The sequence below is a fragment of the Acinetobacter sp. YH16031 genome (genome assembly GCF_013417335.1).
Classification (GTDB): Bacteria; Pseudomonadota; Gammaproteobacteria; order Pseudomonadales; family Moraxellaceae; genus Acinetobacter.
This window is the reverse complement of the sequence record NZ_VPED01000032.1, coordinates 1-18,040: the sequence shown is the minus strand read 5'-3', so window position 1 is coordinate 18,040 and position 18,040 is coordinate 1. Positions and strand designations below refer to the sequence as shown.

Below are 18,040 nucleotides of genomic sequence, written 5' to 3'. Positions count from 1 at the left end.
TCTTTAGAATTAAAGATCAAGGATCAGACGAGCTGGTTCTTCTAACAATTCTTTGATTGTTACAAGGAAACCTACAGCTTCTTTACCATCGATTAGACGGTGGTCATAAGAAAGCGCTAGGTACATCATTGGCAAGATTTCAACCTGACCATTCACTGCCATAGGACGTTCCTGGATTTTATGCATACCCAGAATCGCAGTTTGTGGAGTGTTCAAGATTGGAGTTGAAAGCAATGAACCGAAAGTACCACCGTTGGTAATTGTGAAAGTACCACCAGTCATGTCTTCGATTGCAAGTTTACCTTCACGCGCTTTACCAGCGTATGCACGGATACCGTTTTCAACTTCAGCATAGTTCATGCGGTCTGTATCACGAAGTACAGGAACCACCAAACCACGGTCAGAAGAAACTGCTACACCGATGTCATAGTAACCATGGTAAACAATGTCGTCGCCATCGATAGACGCATTCACTGCTGGATAGCGTTTCAGTGCTTCAGTCGCAGCTTTAACGAAGAATGACATGAAGCCTAGACGCGCACCATGACGTTTTTCAAACGCTTCTTTGTACTGGTTACGCATTTCCATGATTGGTTTCATGTTTACTTCGTTGAACGTAGTTAACATTGCTGTTTCTTGAGTTGCAGCAAGCAGACGTTCAGCAACACGTTTACGCAGACGAGTCATTGGAACTCGTTTTTCAATACGTTCGCCAACCGCAACGCTTAACGGTGCAGCAGCAGGCGCTGCAGGTTTAGACTGGTGGTTCGCAACATCTTCTTTAGTGATGCGACCGCCACGACCTGTACCTGATACGTCAGCAGCATTGATACCAGATTCAGTTAATGCTTTACGTACTGCTGGAGCCTGGTCTTGAACCTGTTGACGCTCAACGATCGGTGCATTACCCGCTTCAGTTTTTGCAGCAGCTTGCTCTACTGATGCTTCAGTTTCAGATTGAACTGCTTGAGTTTGAGTTGCGCCAGATACAGCACCTTCTTCGAACTGTGCAATCACTTCAGCAGAAAGCACTGTATCGCCTTCATTTTTAACGATTGATGCAATTGTACCGTCTGCAGGAGCAACAACTTCTAAAACAACTTTATCAGTTTCAATATCACAGATCACTTCATCACGTGATACTGCTTCACCTGGTTGTTTGTGCCAAGTTGCGATCGTACCGTCCGCAACTGACTCTGGAAATACCGGTGCTTTAATTTCGGTTGCCATTATTTAGAATCTCCTGGATTATTCAGCATCGATCGCTAGAGCGTCGTTAACGAGCTGAGCTTGTTGTTTTGCATGCAAGTATGGTGAACCACACGCCGGTGCAGCTGAAGCTTCACGGCCTGCGTAACTAATACGGATTTGTTTGCCCGCTTTCATCACATCGTCATATAAACGAGGCGCGATGAACAACCAAGCACCTTGGTTTTTCGGTTCTTCTTGTGCCCAAACCAGTTCTTTCACGTTTGGATACTGAGCAAGAACTTCTGCAAGACGTGCTTCTGGGTACGGATACAATTGTTCAATACGTGCAATTGCAGTGTTGTTCAATTCTTTTTCACGACGTTTTTCAACCAGATCGTAGTAAACCTTACCACCACACAATACCAGACGGGTTACATCTGCTTTATTGATGTTATCTACTTCGTCGATCACAGTCTGGAATGTACCGTTAGCCAGTTCTTCCAGGTTAGACACCGCTAACTTGTGACGAAGCAATGATTTAGGTGACATGACGATCATTGGTTTACGGATCGGACGGATAGCTTGACGACGCAATGCGTGGAAGATCTGAGCAGGTGTAGTTGGTGTTAACACTTGCATGTTTTCTTCAGCACATAATTGCAGGAAGCGTTCCAGACGTGCAGATGAGTGCTCTGGACCTTGACCTTCGAAGCCGTGTGGCAGAAGCATAGTCAGACCACATACACGTTCCCATTTGGTTTCACCAGATGAGATGAACTGGTCGATTACGACCTGTGCACAGTTAGCGAAGTCACCGAACTGAGCTTCCCAGATGATCAGGCTCTTAGGCAGAGTTGTTGCATAACCGTATTCGAATGCCAGTACTGCCATTTCAGACAATAAAGAGTCATAGATCGCAACGCGTGGTTGGTTTTCTTTGATATGGCAAAGTGGAATGTATACAGAACCATCTACCTGGTTGTGCAGTTTTGCATGACGGTGTGAGAAGGTACCACGACCCACGTCTTCACCAGTCAAACGTACCAGGTAACCTTCGTCTAGCAGTGTTGCATAAGCCAGAGTTTCAGCAGCACCCCAGTTCAGTGGCATTTCACCAGTCTGCATTTTCAGACGGTCGTCAATCACTTTAGAAACTTGACGTTGCATTACGAAGCCTTCTGGAAGCTCACGCATTTTACGACCAAGTTCTTTCAGGCGCTCTTCTGGGAATGTAGTATCCCAAACGTCTGTGTATTCATGACCCAGGTACGGTGTCCAGTCTACAAACATTTTTTTGTTCGGTTCTAGAACCAGTGCATTGGCAACATGTTTACCTGCTTCAAGATCAGAACGGTATTGTTCAACCATTTGATCTGCAGTAGCACGATCAAGTACACCTTCTTGAACCAGTTTGTCAGCATAAAGCGTACGAGTTGTCGCTTTTTTGTTGATCACTTGGTACATCATTGGCTGAGTTGCTGCTGGTTCATCCGCTTCGTTATGACCACGACGACGGTAACAGAACATGTCGATCACGACGTCTTTACGGAATGTATGACGGAAATCATGCGCCAATTGAGCAACAAATAGTACTGCTTCTGGATCATCACCGTTGACGTGGAAAATCGGTGCCTGAATCATTTTCGCAATGTCAGTACAATATTCAGTAGAACGCGCGTCACGTGGATCAGAAGTGGTGAAACCAACCTGGTTGTTCACTACGATGTGAACTGTACCACCAACGGTGTAACCACGAGTTTGTGACATTTGGAAGGTTTCTTGGTTTACGCCTTGACCTGCAAATGCTGCGTCACCGTGAACGATGATTGGTAATACGTCATCACCACCGATATCTTTACGACGTACTTGACGAGCACGTACAGAACCTTCAACTACAGGTCCAACAATTTCAAGGTGAGATGGGTTGAACGCCAATGCCAAGTGAACTTCACCACCTGGAGTCATCACGTTAGAAGAGAAACCTTGGTGATACTTAACGTCACCAGAACCTTTCTTGTGCAGTGATTTGCCTTCGAACTCACCAAACAGGTCAGCCGGGTTTTTACCCATGATGTTAACCAGAAGGTTCAGACGACCACGGTGTGGCATACCGATCACGACTTCTTTACAGCCTACAGAACCGGCACGCTGGATCAATTCATTCACCATAGGAATGAAAGATTCACCACCTTCAACACCAAAACGTTTTGCACCCACGAATTTATTACCGAGGTATTTTTCCAGACCTTCAGCTGCAGTTAAACGTTCAAGAACATGTTTTTTCTGATCAGCACTTAGTCCATATTGACCACGTGCGCTTTCAAGACGTTGCTGGATCCAGCGTTTTTCTTTGGTATCCACGATGTGCATGTATTCAGCACCGATAGAGCTACAGTAAGTCGCTTCCATCGCTTGGACCATTTCACCCAAAGTCGCTGCTTCCTTACCAATCGCAAGGTTACCGGTATTGAATATAGTGTCCAGATCAGACTGAGTTAAACCGTGCGCAGAAAGATCAAGATCTGGCACAACTTCACGTTTAGCCAGACCTAATGGATCCAATTTTGCTTTTTGGTGGCCACGGTTACGGTACGCAGCAATCAGCTGTAAAACGCCAATTTGACGACGTTCATGCTCTGAACTTACTGTCGATTGGATAACAGGCTGAATACGGCTTGAATTGCGACCTAAAAGTAGGAATTGCTCACGTACATTGCTGTGTGGTTGATCACCTTTTGGGAATTTATCGAAGTACGCTCTCCAGTCAGCACCCACTGAGTCTGGAGCAGTGAGGTACTGCTCATAAAGTTCTTCAATATACGCTGCACTATCAGCGGAAAGTTCAGTGTCAAGACGCAGAGCGTCAGCAACTTCTTGCATTTGTGGACCCATTTCCTATTGCAAAAACATTTTCAGGATGCTTTTTAAGCAAAACCCAGGATTAGTAATGTCAAATTGATAATTCAACATTAGTCCCCCATAAGGCATAAGCCATGAGGCGTTATCACCACACCAAGAAAATTCTTGATATGTTTAATGAACAATAACGCCCCTCAGCGGCATCATCACTCATTGAATACCCGATCGTGACCGAGCAATTTTTTGCAAATCGACTTAGAAAAAACAAAGATTTAAACTATATTTTTTCTAAAGCGACTTTGACTTACATTTATATACCAGTCTCAACTTCTTCCGTGTTTAAAAAATGTACATCGGCCCACACATTTTTTAAATATAGTCTTGTGCTAAATGCTATCACGATCTCGACTAATCAATTGATTTTTTTGACGAGGAACGCATGTTTTTTAGTCAAATACTTCCGTCAGAAATTACTCTAACATAGGGAGCTTTAAATGAAAAACACATTCAGCGTAGACTTAAGTCCTACATCTTTTTGATAAACAAAAAGAGAGTAAATCTTCCAATCCACTCCCTTTACAACTTTGCGTTATATAATAACATTATTGAAAACCTTTTTCAGTCCAGAATTACATCTAAAAATCATAAATACCTCAAACAACATCATAATAGTGCATAAATCCGACCAGAATGCTCTGCAATGACTCATCACCCGATTTGATCATATGAGATACAGCACCAATAACAGCAGTTTTCACGACTCCTGTTCATTTATGAAGCCCTATAAAGCAAAAAGCACACCAAGTGGTGTGCTTTTTGAAAAACTGTTGATTGCAGTCTAAATTAGCCAGCCATATCTAGAAGCATGTTACGGATGTGACCGATTGCTTTAGTAGGGTTCAAGCCTTTAGGACATACAGATACACAGTTCATGATACCTTTACAACGGAACAGAGAGAACGGATCGTCAAGACGAGCCAGACGCTCTTGAGTACCTGTATCACGCGAATCGATGATGAAACGGTATGCATTCAATAATGCTGAAGGACCCAAGAACTTGTCTGGGTTCCACCAGAATGATGGGCATGAAGTTGAACAACATGCACAAAGAATACATTCATACAGACCATTCAAGTGTTCACGTTCTTCAGGAGACTGCAGACGCTCTTTAGGAGGTGCAGGCTGGTTGTTGATCAAGAACGGATGAATCTTGTTGTACTGATCGTAGAACTGGTTCATGTCAACTACAAGGTCTTTGATTACTGGAAGACCAGGTAGTGGACGAATCGTGATTTCATTTGGTAAATCGTTCAGGTTCCAAAGACACGCCAAACCGTTTTTACCATTGATGTTCACACCATCAGAACCACAGATCCCTTCACGGCATGAACGACGGAATGTCAAAGATTCGTCCTGTACTTTTAATGCAAGAAGCGCATCAAGCAACATACGGTGCTTATCAGTCAGTTCAAGCTTAAAAGTTTGCATGTACGGTGCTTTATCCTTATCAGGATCGTAGCGGTAGATATGAAATGTACGAGTACCTCTACTCATCTTTAATCTCCTGATTAGAATGTACGTGGTTTCGGTGGAATTGCATCAACCGAAAGTGGTTTGTAACGCACTGGCTTGTATTCAAGACGGTTGTCAGCAGAGAACCACAAAGTGTGTTTCATCCACTCATCGTCACGACGGCCATATGGATACTCTGGGTGATCTGGTGGTAATTCGAAATCTACCACAGTGTGAGCACCACGACATTCTTTACGTGCAGCAGCTGAAATCAAGGTCGCTTTAGCAACTTCATACAGGTTTTCAACTTCTAGAGCTTCAATACGTGCAGTGTTGAATACTTTAGATTTGTCTTTCAAGTGAATGTTGCGAACACGCGGCTCAATTGCAAGAATTTGTTTTACACCTTCTTCAAGCAGCGCAGTTGTACGGAATACACCCGCGTGGTCTTGAACGATGTCACGGATTGCATCAGCAACTTCTTGAGCATTCTCACCAGTTGTTGATTCATCCAGCTTACGAACACGTTTAATTGTGTTTTCAAGCACAGTTGTAGGAAGCGGTTCATACTCATCACCGTGGTGTTTAGTCACATAGTCGATGATGTGCTGACCAGCAGCCTTACCAAATACAACCAAGTCAAGCAGTGAGTTTGTACCTAGACGGTTTGCACCGTGTACAGATACACATGAACATTCACCGATCGCATAGAAACCTTTCACTGGTTTAGTGAAGTTACGGCCTTCTTGGTTAGTAGAATAGGTATCAGTATTCTTATCGTAGTTCGTTACTAGAGCTTCAGATTCTGGAGACTCAGGAACAACTACCTGACCATGAATATTCGTAGGAATACCACCCATTTGGTAATGGATTGTTGGTACTACAGGAATTGGCTCTTTAGTAATGTCAACGTTCGCGAATTTCTTGCCAATCTCGAATACAGATGGCAGACGTTTCATGATGGTGTCAGCACCCAAGTGAGTCATATCAAGAAGGATATAATCGCCTTTAGGACCACAACCACGACCTTCTTTGATTTCCTGGTCCATAGAACGTGATACGAAGTCACGAGGAGCCAAGTCTTTCAGAGTCGGTGCATAACGTTCCATGAACGGTTCGCCGTCTTTGTTACGAAGGATTGCACCTTCACCACGACAACCTTCAGTTAACAATACGCCTGCGCCTGCAACACCCGTTGGGTGGAATTGCCAGAATTCCATATCTTGTAATGGAATACCTGCACGAGCAGCCATACCAAGACCGTCACCAGTGTTGATATATGCGTTTGTAGATGCGCGGTAAACACGACCAGCACCACCCGTTGCGAACAATGTAGCTTTCGCCTGGAATACGGCAATTTTACCAGTTTCCTGATCAATTGCTGTCACACCCAGTACATCACCTGCTTCATTACGGATCAAATCAAGCGCGATCCATTCTACGAAGAATTGTGTACCCATTTTCACGTTGCTTTGATAAAGCGTGTGAAGAAGTGCGTGACCTGTACGGTCGGCAGCAGCACAAGCACGAGGAACAGCTTTTTCACCATAGTTCGCAGAGTGACCACCGAATGGACGTTGGTAAATTGTGCCGTCAGCGTTACGGTCAAATGGCATACCTAAATGTTCTAATTCGTATACCACTTGCGGTGCTTCGCGAGTCATGAACTCGATCGCGTCTTGGTCACCTAACCAGTCAGAACCTTTAACTGTATCGTAGAAGTGGTAATGCCAGTTATCTTCTTGCATGTTACCAAGAGATGCACCGATACCACCCTGCGCTGCTACAGTGTGAGAACGTGTTGGGAATACTTTAGTCAGTACCGCAACTTTCAAACCTGCTTGAGCAAGTTGGTAAGAAGCGCGCATACCAGAACCACCACCACCAACGATAACTGCATCGAAAGTTTCGTGTGGAATATTTGTGTAATCTTCTTTAGGGGTTATAGCGCCCATGATTGTTTCCTATCAATTCGCCCAAAAAATCTGGATTGCCCAGATCGCATATGCAAATACAGCAATAATCACTGCTGAAGTCAGTACAAGGCGTAAACCTGATGCTGATGGACCCATTTGACGAGTAGTCACATAGTCAGTGAATACCTGCCACATACCGATCCATGCATGCGCAACAAGAGATAAGACTGCCAACAAAGACATGATCTTCATTGGAACTGTCATCATAAAGCCGTACCATTGCTCGTAGTTGAAGCCACCATTCAGTAGGATCCAACCAAACACCACAACGGTATAAACAGCTAGAACTACAGCACTGATGCGTTGGACAAACCAATCACGAGAACCTGAACCTGTTAAACCAGTAGCACTTTTCATTAGAGTACGATCCATACAAATGCTGCAACAATACCGATTGCAGACAAGATTAATGAAATAGTAGCTGCAGTACGACCGCTTTGCAGTTCTTCTGCAATGCCGATATCTGCAAGTAAGTGCTTAATACCAGTGAACAAATGATAAATTAAGCCGGCTACAAATACCCATACGATAAAGCGGACAAAGAAACCGTTAAAGATTTCCTGCACTTCAGCAAAACCTTCTGCTGAAGACAATGATTTATCCAACAGCCACAAAAGGACCGGTACGAGTAAAAATACGATGACACCTGAAAGACGGTGTAGAATTGATGCAATAGCCACGGGTGATTTTAAGTTTACTTCTAAAACTTGACCCATGGACAAATTGACAGGTCTGTTGCTTTTCACAGCGGGCATCCTGTAGTTAAAAACTCCATCCGGAGTTTGTTGGAATTAATTCGAAGGAAAGCTGGCATTATCAGGCAAATACATGCCTAAACATAAAACGACACTGAATTATAAAACGTGAACTATTAAAATACAAACAACTGTATTTGGCTTTTTGAACAAAAAACCTTTAAATAAGAATCATTAACAACAACTTTAAGTTCTCCCCCACTTACTTTATCTTCATATTCTCATTCTAGATATTTGTTTTTTAATAATTAACTTGATTAATTTAGTCTGTTATCTAGCCAAGCTTCGACTAAGTAGATTTAGACTAAAGATGAACAGCAAAAATATAATTTCGATCCTAAGTCCTTATTAATCCCAAGTAAAATCATAAGGATATATTTCACAAATAAATAATGACTATTTATATAAAGGCATCTCAATTTAGAATTTTTATACTAAAACCTACTTATCTCTTTGTAGATCATAGTTTTTTTGATGTTTTTAGACATTTTATATTCAAAAAAACACTTATTTATTTTTGTTTAAGTTGTATTAAACAAAGTGAAGCAAATTTACGAGCTATTTTTTAGCCGATTAAACAGAGCCAAAAAGAAAATTTATTGCTTTTATTTATAATTCAAGTTTGAAGTAAAAACTTAAGGAAATCGATGTAAGTTACGAGATTTATATAATTTTAAGTTGCAGTCTTAGAATATTTTCTCAATTTCTCCTTTATTTTTTGCTAGGAAAAAACGCTTACAAATACGGCAAAGACTATATTTTTTTCTGCACCTTCTGTTCAATTTGACTTATTATAGAGGTTTGGTACTGTGATTTTATTAAACTTTTTATACCAAGATAAATGACTAAACCACTGTGAGAATGTCATTTTTCATCCATAAGTATAATTGACAAAATTTCAGTAGCCACTAATCTTATAGCAAATTTTTGATCCGTCCGTTTTGTGCATTAAAAGATTGATAGGCAACTCGGATATACATTCACCAGGACAGGAGATCTATTGAATGTCTGAAGCAACTGGCAAGAAAGCCGTTTTACAGCTTGATGGCAAAGAAATTGAATTACCAATTTACAGCGGCACATTGGGCCCAGATGTAATCGACGTTAAAGATGTGTTGGCTGCAGGTCACTTTACTTTTGATCCTGGTTTTATGGCAACAGCTGCATGCGAGTCTAAAATCACTTTCATCGATGGTAATAAAGGTGTTCTTTTACACCGTGGCTACCCAATTGACCAGTTAGCAACTAAAGCTGATTACCTAGAAACTTGCTACTTACTTCTTAATGGCGAGCTTCCAACAGCTGAGCAAAAAGAAGAATTCGACGCTAAAGTTCGTAACCACACTATGGTTCACGATCAAGTAAGCCGCTTCTATAACGGTTTCCGTCGTGATGCTCACCCTATGGCAATCATGGTTGGTGTTGTTGGTGCGTTGTCTGCGTTCTATCACAACAATTTGGACATCGAAGATGTTAACCATCGTGAAATCACTGCGATTCGTTTAATCGCTAAGATTCCTACTTTGGCAGCTTGGAGCTACAAATACACTGTTGGTCAACCATTCGTTTACCCACGTAACGATTTGACTTACGCTGAAAACTTCCTGTACATGATGTTTGCGACTCCTGCAGACCGTGACTACAAAGTAGATCCAATCCTTGCAAAAGCAATGGACCGTATCTTCACACTTCACGCTGACCACGAACAAAATGCTTCTACGTCTACAGTACGTTTAGCTGGCTCTACTGGCGCTAACCCATATGCATGTATCGCTGCTGGTATCTCTGCACTTTGGGGTCCTGCTCACGGTGGTGCGAACGAAGCTGTTCTTAAGATGCTTGATGAAATCGGCACTGTAGAAAACGTTGCTGGCTTCATGGAAAAAGTGAAAACTAAAGAAGTTAAACTCATGGGCTTCGGTCACCGTGTGTACAAAAACTTCGATCCACGTGCGAAAGTAATGAAAGAAACTTGTGACGAAGTTCTTGGTGCTCTTGGCATCAACGATCCACAGCTTGCTCTTGCTATGGAACTTGAACGTATCGCGCTTTCTGACGAATACTTCATCAAACGTAACCTTTACCCTAACGTAGACTTCTACTCAGGTATCATCCTTAAAGCGATTGGTATCCCAACAGAAATGTTTACTGTGATCTTCGCGCTTGCACGTACAGTTGGTTGGATCAGCCACTGGTTAGAAATGCACAGCGGTCCTTACAAGATCGGTCGTCCTCGTCAGCTTTACACTGGCGAAGTTCAACGCGACATCAACCGTTAATTCGGTTAGCGTTGAAAGACGTAAAAACCACCCTTCTGGGTGGTTTTTTTATGGCTGACAAAAACCAACACAATAATGATGTGAAAAATTTAAAATAGTAAACCTGAAGAATTTTCAATTTCTGCAAATTTCTAGAAATTACTCTTATATCGCTAAGGATTGAGTTTTAATGCTGTTTTACCTGCTTCCCTTCATCCTGAGAATGATTCGTTTTGATCAGTTTAAAAGCCGGAATTTGACTTCAGGGGAAATCAAACTTTGCCAGCAAGTCTTTGCTGACCTGATTGACTATTCAGCAGTCCAGGTCATGAATCACCCTTTCCTGCCTTGGCAATCCAAGCATGTGATCATGGCACCAAGTGGTTATATTCACGTCCGCAATCTGAATTATCGGGACGATTATTCTAAAGAAAGCCGTTCTTATCAGGCGCTTTTCATTCATGAAATGGTATCTATAAGTTTTAAATAAAATGACAACAAATATAAGTTTAATAAAAAATGGACAAACCCTGTTTCAATTTAAGATATTTATTTAACTAAGATTTTTTTGTAAGGTTTAAGGCAACTTCTATAAAAAGACTTTGGCTTCAATATGACAAACAAGGCTAGAAAAATAACCTTATCTAAATTTGCTCAGACAAAAGTTGTGCAACCTTCACATTTTGAAGCAACAGAAATAACCCTACCAACACAAACCAAATACCACGTTGCGCATATAACACAAAACTCTTTTGAATATGATCCAACTTATGGAACACGAGAAACTAAGTCACCTGTTCAATTTAATTTATATCCTCTAGTTGTTGATAGTTATGGAGTGCCTTGGGCTGAAGCTAATATTTACATCTTAGATAGAATAAAAAATAGTCTTAATGTAGTTATGGCAACCTATTCAAATATAGCTAGTGATTTAGTCGCATTTAGGCAATTTTTAGATGATACAAATGTGAATTGGGTTACTTTCGATAAAAACAAATTATATAGACCTACATATCGCTATAGAGCATATCTACGAACAATGATTGAAGCTGAAAAAATCAGCTTTTCCACTGCCCGTAGAAGAATGAGTACTGTAATCTCATTTTATCGTTGGTTAAAAAACGAAGGCTTACTGAAGCCTGAATTTCCTATGTGGAAAGAATCAGATCGTTTTATAGATTTAAAAAATGATTTTGGTTCAACTTTTACAAAAAAAATCAAGTCAACAGATGTCTCTATCAAAGTCACTAAATCAAATAATCCATATGCTGAAACCATTAATGATGGTGGACTACTTCGACCATTGTCCAAAGATGAACAAATTCACTTACTAGAGGCCCTATCTGCATTAAAGAACACTGAAATGCTTTTAATCCACCTCTTAGGGTTGGCAAGTGGTGCACGAATTCAGACTATTCTCACCATGAGATTGCATCATGTATTTATCAATATGGAGGGTTCAGAATTAAAGGAAATCAGAATTCCTGCAGGACCTAGCACAGGCATTGACACAAAAAATGATAAGAAAATAGTTTTGCATATTCCTCTTTGGCTCTACCAAAAACTACATATCTATTCACAAAGTGAAAATGCTCAGGTACGAAGAAAAAAATCACTGTTGGGTGATTCAGATGATCAATATTTATTTTTAAGTAATCGCGGTACACCCTATTATCAGTCTAAAGCGGAGATTAAACACTTTCATGAAAATTTTGCACTTCATCATGCTAAGAATGGACAAACTGTGAGGCAATTTATAAATGATAAAGTAATTCCATATATTCAAAATCAATTGAACAATCCAAAATTTAAATATCGCTTTCATGATTTAAGAGCTACTTTTGGCATGAATCTAACAGATGAACAGCTAGAATATGTTGCTAGAGGACAAATAAGTCTTCACCAAGCTCGTGAATTTGTCAGAGTTAGAATGTGCCATGAATCCTCAGCAACGACAGACTTATATCTACAATACCGACAAAATTTAAAACATATTAGACAAGTGTCAGACTCATATAATGATCACCTATTTAAGATTGTTACCTCACTTGACTTGGATCAGAAATTATGAATTTAGAGCGAAGAATTATACAAGTCTATGATTTACCAATTCATTCTAATATTACAATTCTTCGCCCTGAACAAGTGGTGGTGAAATTTCCTCTGGGTAAGACCATTGATATAGGTGCATTGTGCTATTTAATTCGACAACCTACAGCCAAATCACATTTAGGTGTTAAAAGAATTTCAAATGAAGGAAGACTTGTACAGATAGATTCTGTGTATGAACCTCGCAAGGATGATGTACGCCGACTTATAACTTTTATTTCAGAACATATTATCCATAGTGGAAAACGTATTGAAACTATTAGAGATATGATCTCACGTTCAGTAGCCTTTGTATTTTGGGCTGATCAGAATAAATTTTATGATCTATTAAATAAAAAAGAAATAGCTAAACTAGCATTAATTCAGTACACCCAATATTTAAAAGAAAAAGTCTCAAGAGACGAGATCACAATAAATAGTGCTTCAAGACAACAAAGTTCAGTTATTACATTCTTATGTGATTTTTTTGAAGATGATGAATTTGCCATTGGTGTGAACATAATTCGAATAAACCAAAAACTCAAGAAAAGCACACAACCTCCAAGTGAAGATTCACAGGCAAAAGTCTTATCATTGTGTGAAAATATTTTTGATGGAATAGTCTCTTTTATCCTTGAGCATAAACAATATCCACATGAACTCAACATGCCCACATATTTAAATTTCCCAAACAATAAGCTTTGGATTTTCCCTGCAGAGTCATGGTTTATTCATCCTCTTAAATCATTAGACAAACGTAATACTTGTTTAGGTTATAACTACCAATTAGGAATATTAAACACAATTGAACAAATTGATAAATTAAGACTAAAACCCATTATAAATCAAAGAAACACTTACCATCTTTTAAAAAATGCAGAAAATAATTTAACTGCGGCTAATCAAAATTTTAGGCATAGCCAAAGAATACACATTGGAACTATTGCGCTGAATGCTTTTATTATTTTATTTACTGCACAAACAGGAATGAATTGGTCACAAATACTCAATTTGCAATGGGATAATGAATTTCATATATCTAGCACTCATCAATTATTCAGAACAATAAAATGGAGAGCTGCAGGTAAAGAGTGCAGTTTTGAAATACCTGTAGGATTTATGCCTAGATTCAAAAATTTCATTAGATTAAGGAATTATCTTTTAAATAATCAAAAGTTTGAATATTTGTTTTTTACTGCTGGTGAACGAGGTTTAGGCACCCCGAAACAAGTTAAATCATTTACTTTGCATGGTATTTACTCAGCAATTAAGCGAATTGATCCTCTGTTACCCACAATTCAATCAAGAGAATGGCGTGCAGCAAAAAGTGATTGGCTTGTGCGAAATACTGACATTTCAACAACAGCACTAATTTTACAAAATACAGAAAAAACAGTTTTATCTTCTTATATTGCAGGTTCTGAAAGTGCACATTGGGAAGAGATATCAAACTTTCTACATAACATATCTAAAGTTATTCTTTCGCCTAATCACGATCAAAAGCAATTATTACAGAGTGCTATTGGTAAATGCTCCTCCTTTGGAAACCCTGTAATTCCACAGGAAAACGACTCAATAAACACACCTAATTGTATTAATCCCGAAGGTTGCTTATTTTGTGAGAATTATAGAATACACGTAGATGAAACTGATATTCGAAAATTATTAAGTTGTAGGTATTGTATTGAAAAAACAGCACATTTAATAGGAAACTTGGAAGAACAAGATTTAATAACAAAACCAATTTTTGAAAGAATTAATTTAATTATAGCCCATGTTAAAAAGAACAATGAACCGCTTGTAAACAAAATTATGTCTGAAGTTGAAGAAGGGGAACTTGACATTTATTGGGCAAGAAAACTTGAAATGTTTATGGAGTTAGATTGGATAATATGACTATTTTAAATCTAGATGCAAAATTAACATTTCCTTCACATCATATTCCACCTGATTCATTCAATATATTGAATGATAGTTTACCATCGGATGATTTTGTTGTAAGTAGATCACCCACAGGAGCTATAATTTCATTATATGGAGACATTGTTTGGGACTTCACCATTTACCACCCCGATGGTAAGCCAAGTCCGTTATTATTCACCTATTGGGATCAAGGTGAATTAACCCCTAAGAGACAGGAATTAATCAAAGAAATTAAACATATTTTCTTTATATTAATTTGGCTAAGAGATAAAAGCCCGTTAAGTTTTGGGACATTAAGAAATTATCTAACTATTACTCGTGATATTGCAAAATTTGCAGAATGTAAACACACCACGTTAAAAGAAGTCATCGGCAATAATAAATTATTTTTAGAATTCGTTCGATCTCAGAACTCAGGATGGTTTATAGAAACACTTTCATCGCTTTTATTATTACTAATTGCTAGTAGTTATCAAAATCTTGCAATCAAGATAATTGAACCAGAAATAATAAGACAACTGCAAAAACAGAACAAACAGTACAGAGCATCTTTAAATCAACATGCCCCTATTCCTACCAGAATCTATTCTGAAATTTTAAAAAATTGGACATGTTATTTAGAAGAGTGGGAAAAAGTATCAAATGAATTAATGCAATTAATTTTGGAATGTTATGAATATAAACTAAGTTGTTCAGCTAAAAGAGCTTATTTTCATTCAATTTTGGATAATGTATCTGAACCATTAAAAAACTTCGTTAATGTACATACTGGACAATTCACAATAAAGCAAATCTCTAGCTTAGTTACAGCAACGCAGTGTATTTGTAAACTTGTAATTCAAGCTTTTTCTGGTATGCGAGACGAAGAGGCACAAACTATCCCTTATCAATGTATTAAAGAGGTGATCTCGAACTCACAAAAACATTATTTGATAATTGGTAGAACAACTAAGTTAAACCAGGGAAATGCCAAGACCACCCAATGGATAACAAGTATTGAGGGTTTAAAAGCCGTCAGAATTGCTCAAAAAATTGCTGATCATATTTACCAAATTCTTGATGAACAAGGAATTCAAAAAAGCACAGATATTTTTCAGTATCCCCTGTTTATTTCAGCGAGTTACTTTGGATTTTCAAGTAAACCGATTGAGTCAACAATTAAACAATATCGCATTGGAACTCTATACAGTAAACAAGTAGTTGATAAACTGATACCCCAAATAAAATTGGCTGATGTTGAAGAACTTGAACAAATTGATCCTCACAGAGCATGGAGATCAGAAGAGATTTTTCTTATTGGACAATATTGGCCTTTTACTACTCATCAATTACGTCGTTCATTAGCACTTTATGCTCAAAGATCAGGTCTTGTATCTTTACCCTCTCTACGAAGGCAGTTACAACATATCACCAATGAAATGACCAGTTATTATGCTAAAGGTTCTACATTTGCAGAAAATCTAATAAATGACGATAAAAGCCATTTTGCAAATGAATGGCAACAGACCCAATTAGAATCTAACTCATTAGGATATATTTTTAACGTTTTAATGTCTAATACCCCTTTATATGGTGGTCATATACATTGGATGGAAAATACGCTTAAAAATGAAGAAGGAATGATAATATTTGATCGCAAGCAAACACTACAACGTTTCAAAAAAGGCGAAATTTCCTATAAAGAAACAATCATGGGTGGCTGTACCAAAGTTGGAGCTTGTAATTTTACAGCGACCAATTGGTTTCAAATTAACTGTTTAAAAGATAATTGTCGACACTTAATTGTCAGCCTACCTAAGCTAGAAAGAGTTATTACAGCACAAGAGAAAATGATTAACTTTTTAGATATAACCTCGCTAGAATATCGAACTGAAGTATCACATTTTCAAATACTTAAAGAAACAAAGCATAAAATTATTGAACTTAAGGGTGCAGGATAGAATGTCAGAAGCTCTTATTGAATATTTTGAAGCACTTGAACGACTGAAAGTAAATAAGCCTATTCGTATAGATATTGGAACGAAAATTTCTAATGATTCTGTAGCTTTAGAAGCTGGTCGTAGTAAAGGAGCAATCAAGAAATCAAGATTAATATTTGCAGATCTAATTGTAGCCATTGACAGTGCGGCAAAAGAACAAAATATAACGCCTCTTGATCAACGTAAGCTTTTAAAAATACAAGAAGAATTGAAAACTGTCCGTGAAGACTTAGAAAAAGCATTGGGAAGAGAGATTTCATTACTTTATGAAAATTATCAACTGAAAAAACAACTCAACGCCTTAAATGGAAGCAATATCATACCAATCCGTCAAGCCGATCATGATTAATTAGCTTCGAATGATAATATTAGGGATTTTTTCAAAAAAAATGTCGCGTGCAATATCACCCTGTTGCTCAATATTATATTGCTCAAACCGTTTTCCATTGATCAATTTGTATTTATATGGATCATACATCTTAAAACTAAGATAATAAGAACTCTGTAAAATAAAGCCTTTAACTACTACATTCGTATGCTTTTGATATTGAAGTACATGCGCTAGCTCATGGATAAATACACCTTGCATTGCAATTGAACATTGAGAATAATCTTTGCAGAAAATCTCTTTATTTACAAATAATCTACCGTTTGGAGCCATTAATATGTTTTTAGGTTGCCAAGGTAAATAAGGAATATTAAAAATTTTTACATCATCATAATTAATAAGATCACGAAAAACTGTTTTCGCAATATTGACTTCACCTTTCGTTAATCCTCTATACTCAAAATCTTGTATTTTTAAAAATTTATATAAAAATAACCACACTTTATAGATATTTTCTTTAAAAAAATTCTTCATAATATTAAATTTAAAATTTCAACAATTAAGAGAAGAATACATATTTACTGAATAGTATTTCAAGGTAAAAAATTTTTAGGATCCGTATCTAGGGCTAAAGCAATTTCATACAGTTTTTTGATCGTTATATTTACTTCCCCCCTTTCAATTCTTCCTAAATAGCTTCGATCTATACCGCATTGTAAAGCCAAATTTTCTTGACTTATTTTTTTTGACTCTCGAGTAAAGCGTATTAATTGACCAATTGATACCGCTAAATCATTCATAAATAATCGATAGTTCAAAAAATAGAACTATCAAATTTTGATGTTTATAAGTCCACGGCTTATAATCCTCATTGCTTAAATTTAGGATTGTCTAATGTCAAATCGCCTTTTACCATTCTATTCAAATTTTTTTAATACTTTTGAAAAACATACTATTGAGAAATGGGAAGCAAAAGATTTCATTTTAAACGTTTTAGATGAGCACCTTCGCACAACACAAAATAAGCAACGTATCTATCAAGGTATCAATAGACCTCTTTCATAAATCATTTTTTGCTCAGTTCCAAGTTGTAGATTCCAGCGATTAAATTGAATCTCAAACCAAGCCTTTTACCTCTATTTCGATAACGCTCAGCAAGGATTTTGAAGGT

14 protein-coding genes and 2 pseudogenes are annotated in these 18,040 nt (G+C 38.2%); 7 read left to right on the top strand and 9 right to left on the bottom strand.

The window, feature by feature from the left end:
- Positions 1-9: 9 nt before the first annotated feature.
- The 6 genes from odhB to sdhC form a co-directional block, all read right to left on the bottom strand.
- Positions 10-1,230 carry a 2-oxoglutarate dehydrogenase complex dihydrolipoyllysine-residue succinyltransferase gene (gene odhB, locus FTV31_RS12795; RefSeq protein ID WP_005234619.1) on the bottom strand — a complete coding sequence of 407 codons (1,221 nt, stop codon included), beginning with the start codon at positions 1,228-1,230 and terminating at the stop codon, positions 10-12.
- 18 nt (positions 1,231-1,248) lie between these two features.
- A complete protein-coding gene (locus tag FTV31_RS12790) occupies positions 1,249-4,071 on the bottom strand; it encodes a 2-oxoglutarate dehydrogenase E1 component (RefSeq protein WP_180015182.1) in 2,823 nt (940 codons plus the stop codon).
- 822 nt (positions 4,072-4,893) lie between these two features.
- The gene (locus FTV31_RS12785) at positions 4,894-5,604 is read right to left on the bottom strand and encodes a succinate dehydrogenase iron-sulfur subunit (RefSeq protein WP_004782977.1); all 711 of its coding nucleotides are present in this window, start codon (positions 5,602-5,604) and stop codon (positions 4,894-4,896) included.
- Positions 5,605-5,618: 14 nt separating this feature from the next.
- Positions 5,619-7,517, bottom strand: a complete 1,899-nt coding sequence (locus FTV31_RS12780) for an FAD-binding protein (RefSeq protein ID WP_004782979.1) — start codon at positions 7,515-7,517, stop codon at positions 5,619-5,621.
- Positions 7,518-7,529: 12 nt separating this feature from the next.
- Positions 7,530-7,895 carry a succinate dehydrogenase, hydrophobic membrane anchor protein gene (sdhD, locus tag FTV31_RS12775; protein ID WP_004782980.1) on the bottom strand — a complete coding sequence of 122 codons (366 nt, stop codon included), beginning with the start codon at positions 7,893-7,895 and terminating at the stop codon, positions 7,530-7,532.
- Positions 7,895-8,293: a succinate dehydrogenase, cytochrome b556 subunit gene (gene sdhC / locus FTV31_RS12770; protein ID WP_180015180.1), complete on the bottom strand. Its 399-nt coding sequence runs from the start codon at positions 8,291-8,293 to the stop codon at positions 7,895-7,897. The genes sdhD and sdhC overlap by 1 nt, the downstream gene beginning before the upstream one ends.
- A 1,004-nt stretch (positions 8,294-9,297) precedes the next feature.
- Here sdhC and gltA point away from each other — a divergent pair.
- The 6 genes and pseudogenes from gltA (at position 9,298) to FTV31_RS12740 (ending at position 16,890) form a co-directional block, all read left to right on the top strand.
- Positions 9,298-10,572 carry a citrate synthase gene (gltA, locus tag FTV31_RS12765; RefSeq protein ID WP_004782984.1) on the top strand — a complete coding sequence of 425 codons (1,275 nt, stop codon included), beginning with the start codon at positions 9,298-9,300 and terminating at the stop codon, positions 10,570-10,572.
- Positions 10,573-10,741: 169 nt separating this feature from the next.
- Positions 10,742-11,029: pseudogene (locus tag FTV31_RS12760) on the top strand (hypothetical protein); the annotation flags it as partial.
- A 135-nt stretch (positions 11,030-11,164) separates the two neighbouring features.
- Positions 11,165-12,622, top strand: a complete 1,458-nt coding sequence (locus FTV31_RS12755; protein ID WP_180015178.1) for a site-specific integrase — start codon at positions 11,165-11,167, stop codon at positions 12,620-12,622.
- Entirely contained in the window at positions 12,619-14,535 is a 1,917-nt protein-coding gene (locus FTV31_RS12750; protein ID WP_180015176.1) for a hypothetical protein, read from the top strand. Before FTV31_RS12755 ends, FTV31_RS12750 begins: the two co-directional genes overlap by 4 nt.
- On the top strand, positions 14,532-16,502 hold the full coding sequence (locus FTV31_RS12745) for an integrase (protein WP_257227187.1): 1,971 nt from the start codon (positions 14,532-14,534) through the stop codon (positions 16,500-16,502). The genes FTV31_RS12750 and FTV31_RS12745 overlap by 4 nt, the downstream gene beginning before the upstream one ends.
- A 1-nt stretch (position 16,503) precedes the next feature.
- Positions 16,504-16,890 carry a hypothetical protein gene (locus FTV31_RS12740; protein ID WP_180015172.1) on the top strand — a complete coding sequence of 129 codons (387 nt, stop codon included), beginning with the start codon at positions 16,504-16,506 and terminating at the stop codon, positions 16,888-16,890.
- Here the strand turns inward: FTV31_RS12740 and FTV31_RS12735 are convergent, their stop codons facing one another.
- A complete protein-coding gene (locus tag FTV31_RS12735) occupies positions 16,891-17,403 on the bottom strand; it encodes a hypothetical protein (protein WP_180015170.1) in 513 nt (170 codons plus the stop codon).
- 59 nt (positions 17,404-17,462) lie between these two features.
- Positions 17,463-17,669, bottom strand: coding sequence for a helix-turn-helix domain-containing protein (locus tag FTV31_RS12730; RefSeq protein ID WP_071225333.1), 207 nt, complete (start codon positions 17,667-17,669; stop codon positions 17,463-17,465).
- Between the two features lie 94 nt (positions 17,670-17,763).
- Between FTV31_RS12730 and FTV31_RS12725 the strand changes: the two genes are divergently transcribed.
- The gene (locus FTV31_RS12725) at positions 17,764-17,934 is read left to right on the top strand and encodes a hypothetical protein (RefSeq protein ID WP_180015168.1); all 171 of its coding nucleotides are present in this window, start codon (positions 17,764-17,766) and stop codon (positions 17,932-17,934) included.
- Position 17,935: 1 nt separating this feature from the next.
- Here FTV31_RS12725 and FTV31_RS12720 read toward each other — a convergent pair.
- Positions 17,936-18,040 (bottom strand): annotated as a pseudogene (locus FTV31_RS12720) (IS5/IS1182 family transposase); the annotation flags it as partial.

Coding starts and splice junctions, on each gene's coding strand:
- odhB (WP_005234619.1), bottom strand. CDS start 1,230: ATGGCAACCGAAATTAAAGCACCGGTATTTCCAGAGTCAGTTGCGGAC.
- FTV31_RS12790 (WP_180015182.1), bottom strand. CDS start 4,071: ATGCAAGAAGTTGCTGACGCTCTGCGTCTTGACACTGAACTTTCCGCT.
- FTV31_RS12785 (WP_004782977.1), bottom strand. CDS start 5,604: ATGAGTAGAGGTACTCGTACATTTCATATCTACCGCTACGATCCTGAT.
- FTV31_RS12780 (WP_004782979.1), bottom strand. CDS start 7,517: ATGGGCGCTATAACCCCTAAAGAAGATTACACAAATATTCCACACGAA.
- sdhD (WP_004782980.1), bottom strand. CDS start 7,895: ATGAAAAGTGCTACTGGTTTAACAGGTTCAGGTTCTCGTGATTGGTTT.
- sdhC (WP_180015180.1), bottom strand. CDS start 8,293: ATGCCCGCTGTGAAAAGCAACAGACCTGTCAATTTGTCCATGGGTCAA.
- gltA (WP_004782984.1), top strand. CDS start 9,298: ATGTCTGAAGCAACTGGCAAGAAAGCCGTTTTACAGCTTGATGGCAAA.
- FTV31_RS12755 (WP_180015178.1), top strand. CDS start 11,165: ATGACAAACAAGGCTAGAAAAATAACCTTATCTAAATTTGCTCAGACA.
- FTV31_RS12750 (WP_180015176.1), top strand. CDS start 12,619: ATGAATTTAGAGCGAAGAATTATACAAGTCTATGATTTACCAATTCAT.
- FTV31_RS12745 (WP_257227187.1), top strand. CDS start 14,532: ATGACTATTTTAAATCTAGATGCAAAATTAACATTTCCTTCACATCAT.
- FTV31_RS12740 (WP_180015172.1), top strand. CDS start 16,504: ATGTCAGAAGCTCTTATTGAATATTTTGAAGCACTTGAACGACTGAAA.
- FTV31_RS12735 (WP_180015170.1), bottom strand. CDS start 17,403: ATGAAGAATTTTTTTAAAGAAAATATCTATAAAGTGTGGTTATTTTTA.
- FTV31_RS12730 (WP_071225333.1), bottom strand. CDS start 17,669: ATGAATGATTTAGCGGTATCAATTGGTCAATTAATACGCTTTACTCGA.
- FTV31_RS12725 (WP_180015168.1), top strand. CDS start 17,764: ATGTCAAATCGCCTTTTACCATTCTATTCAAATTTTTTTAATACTTTT.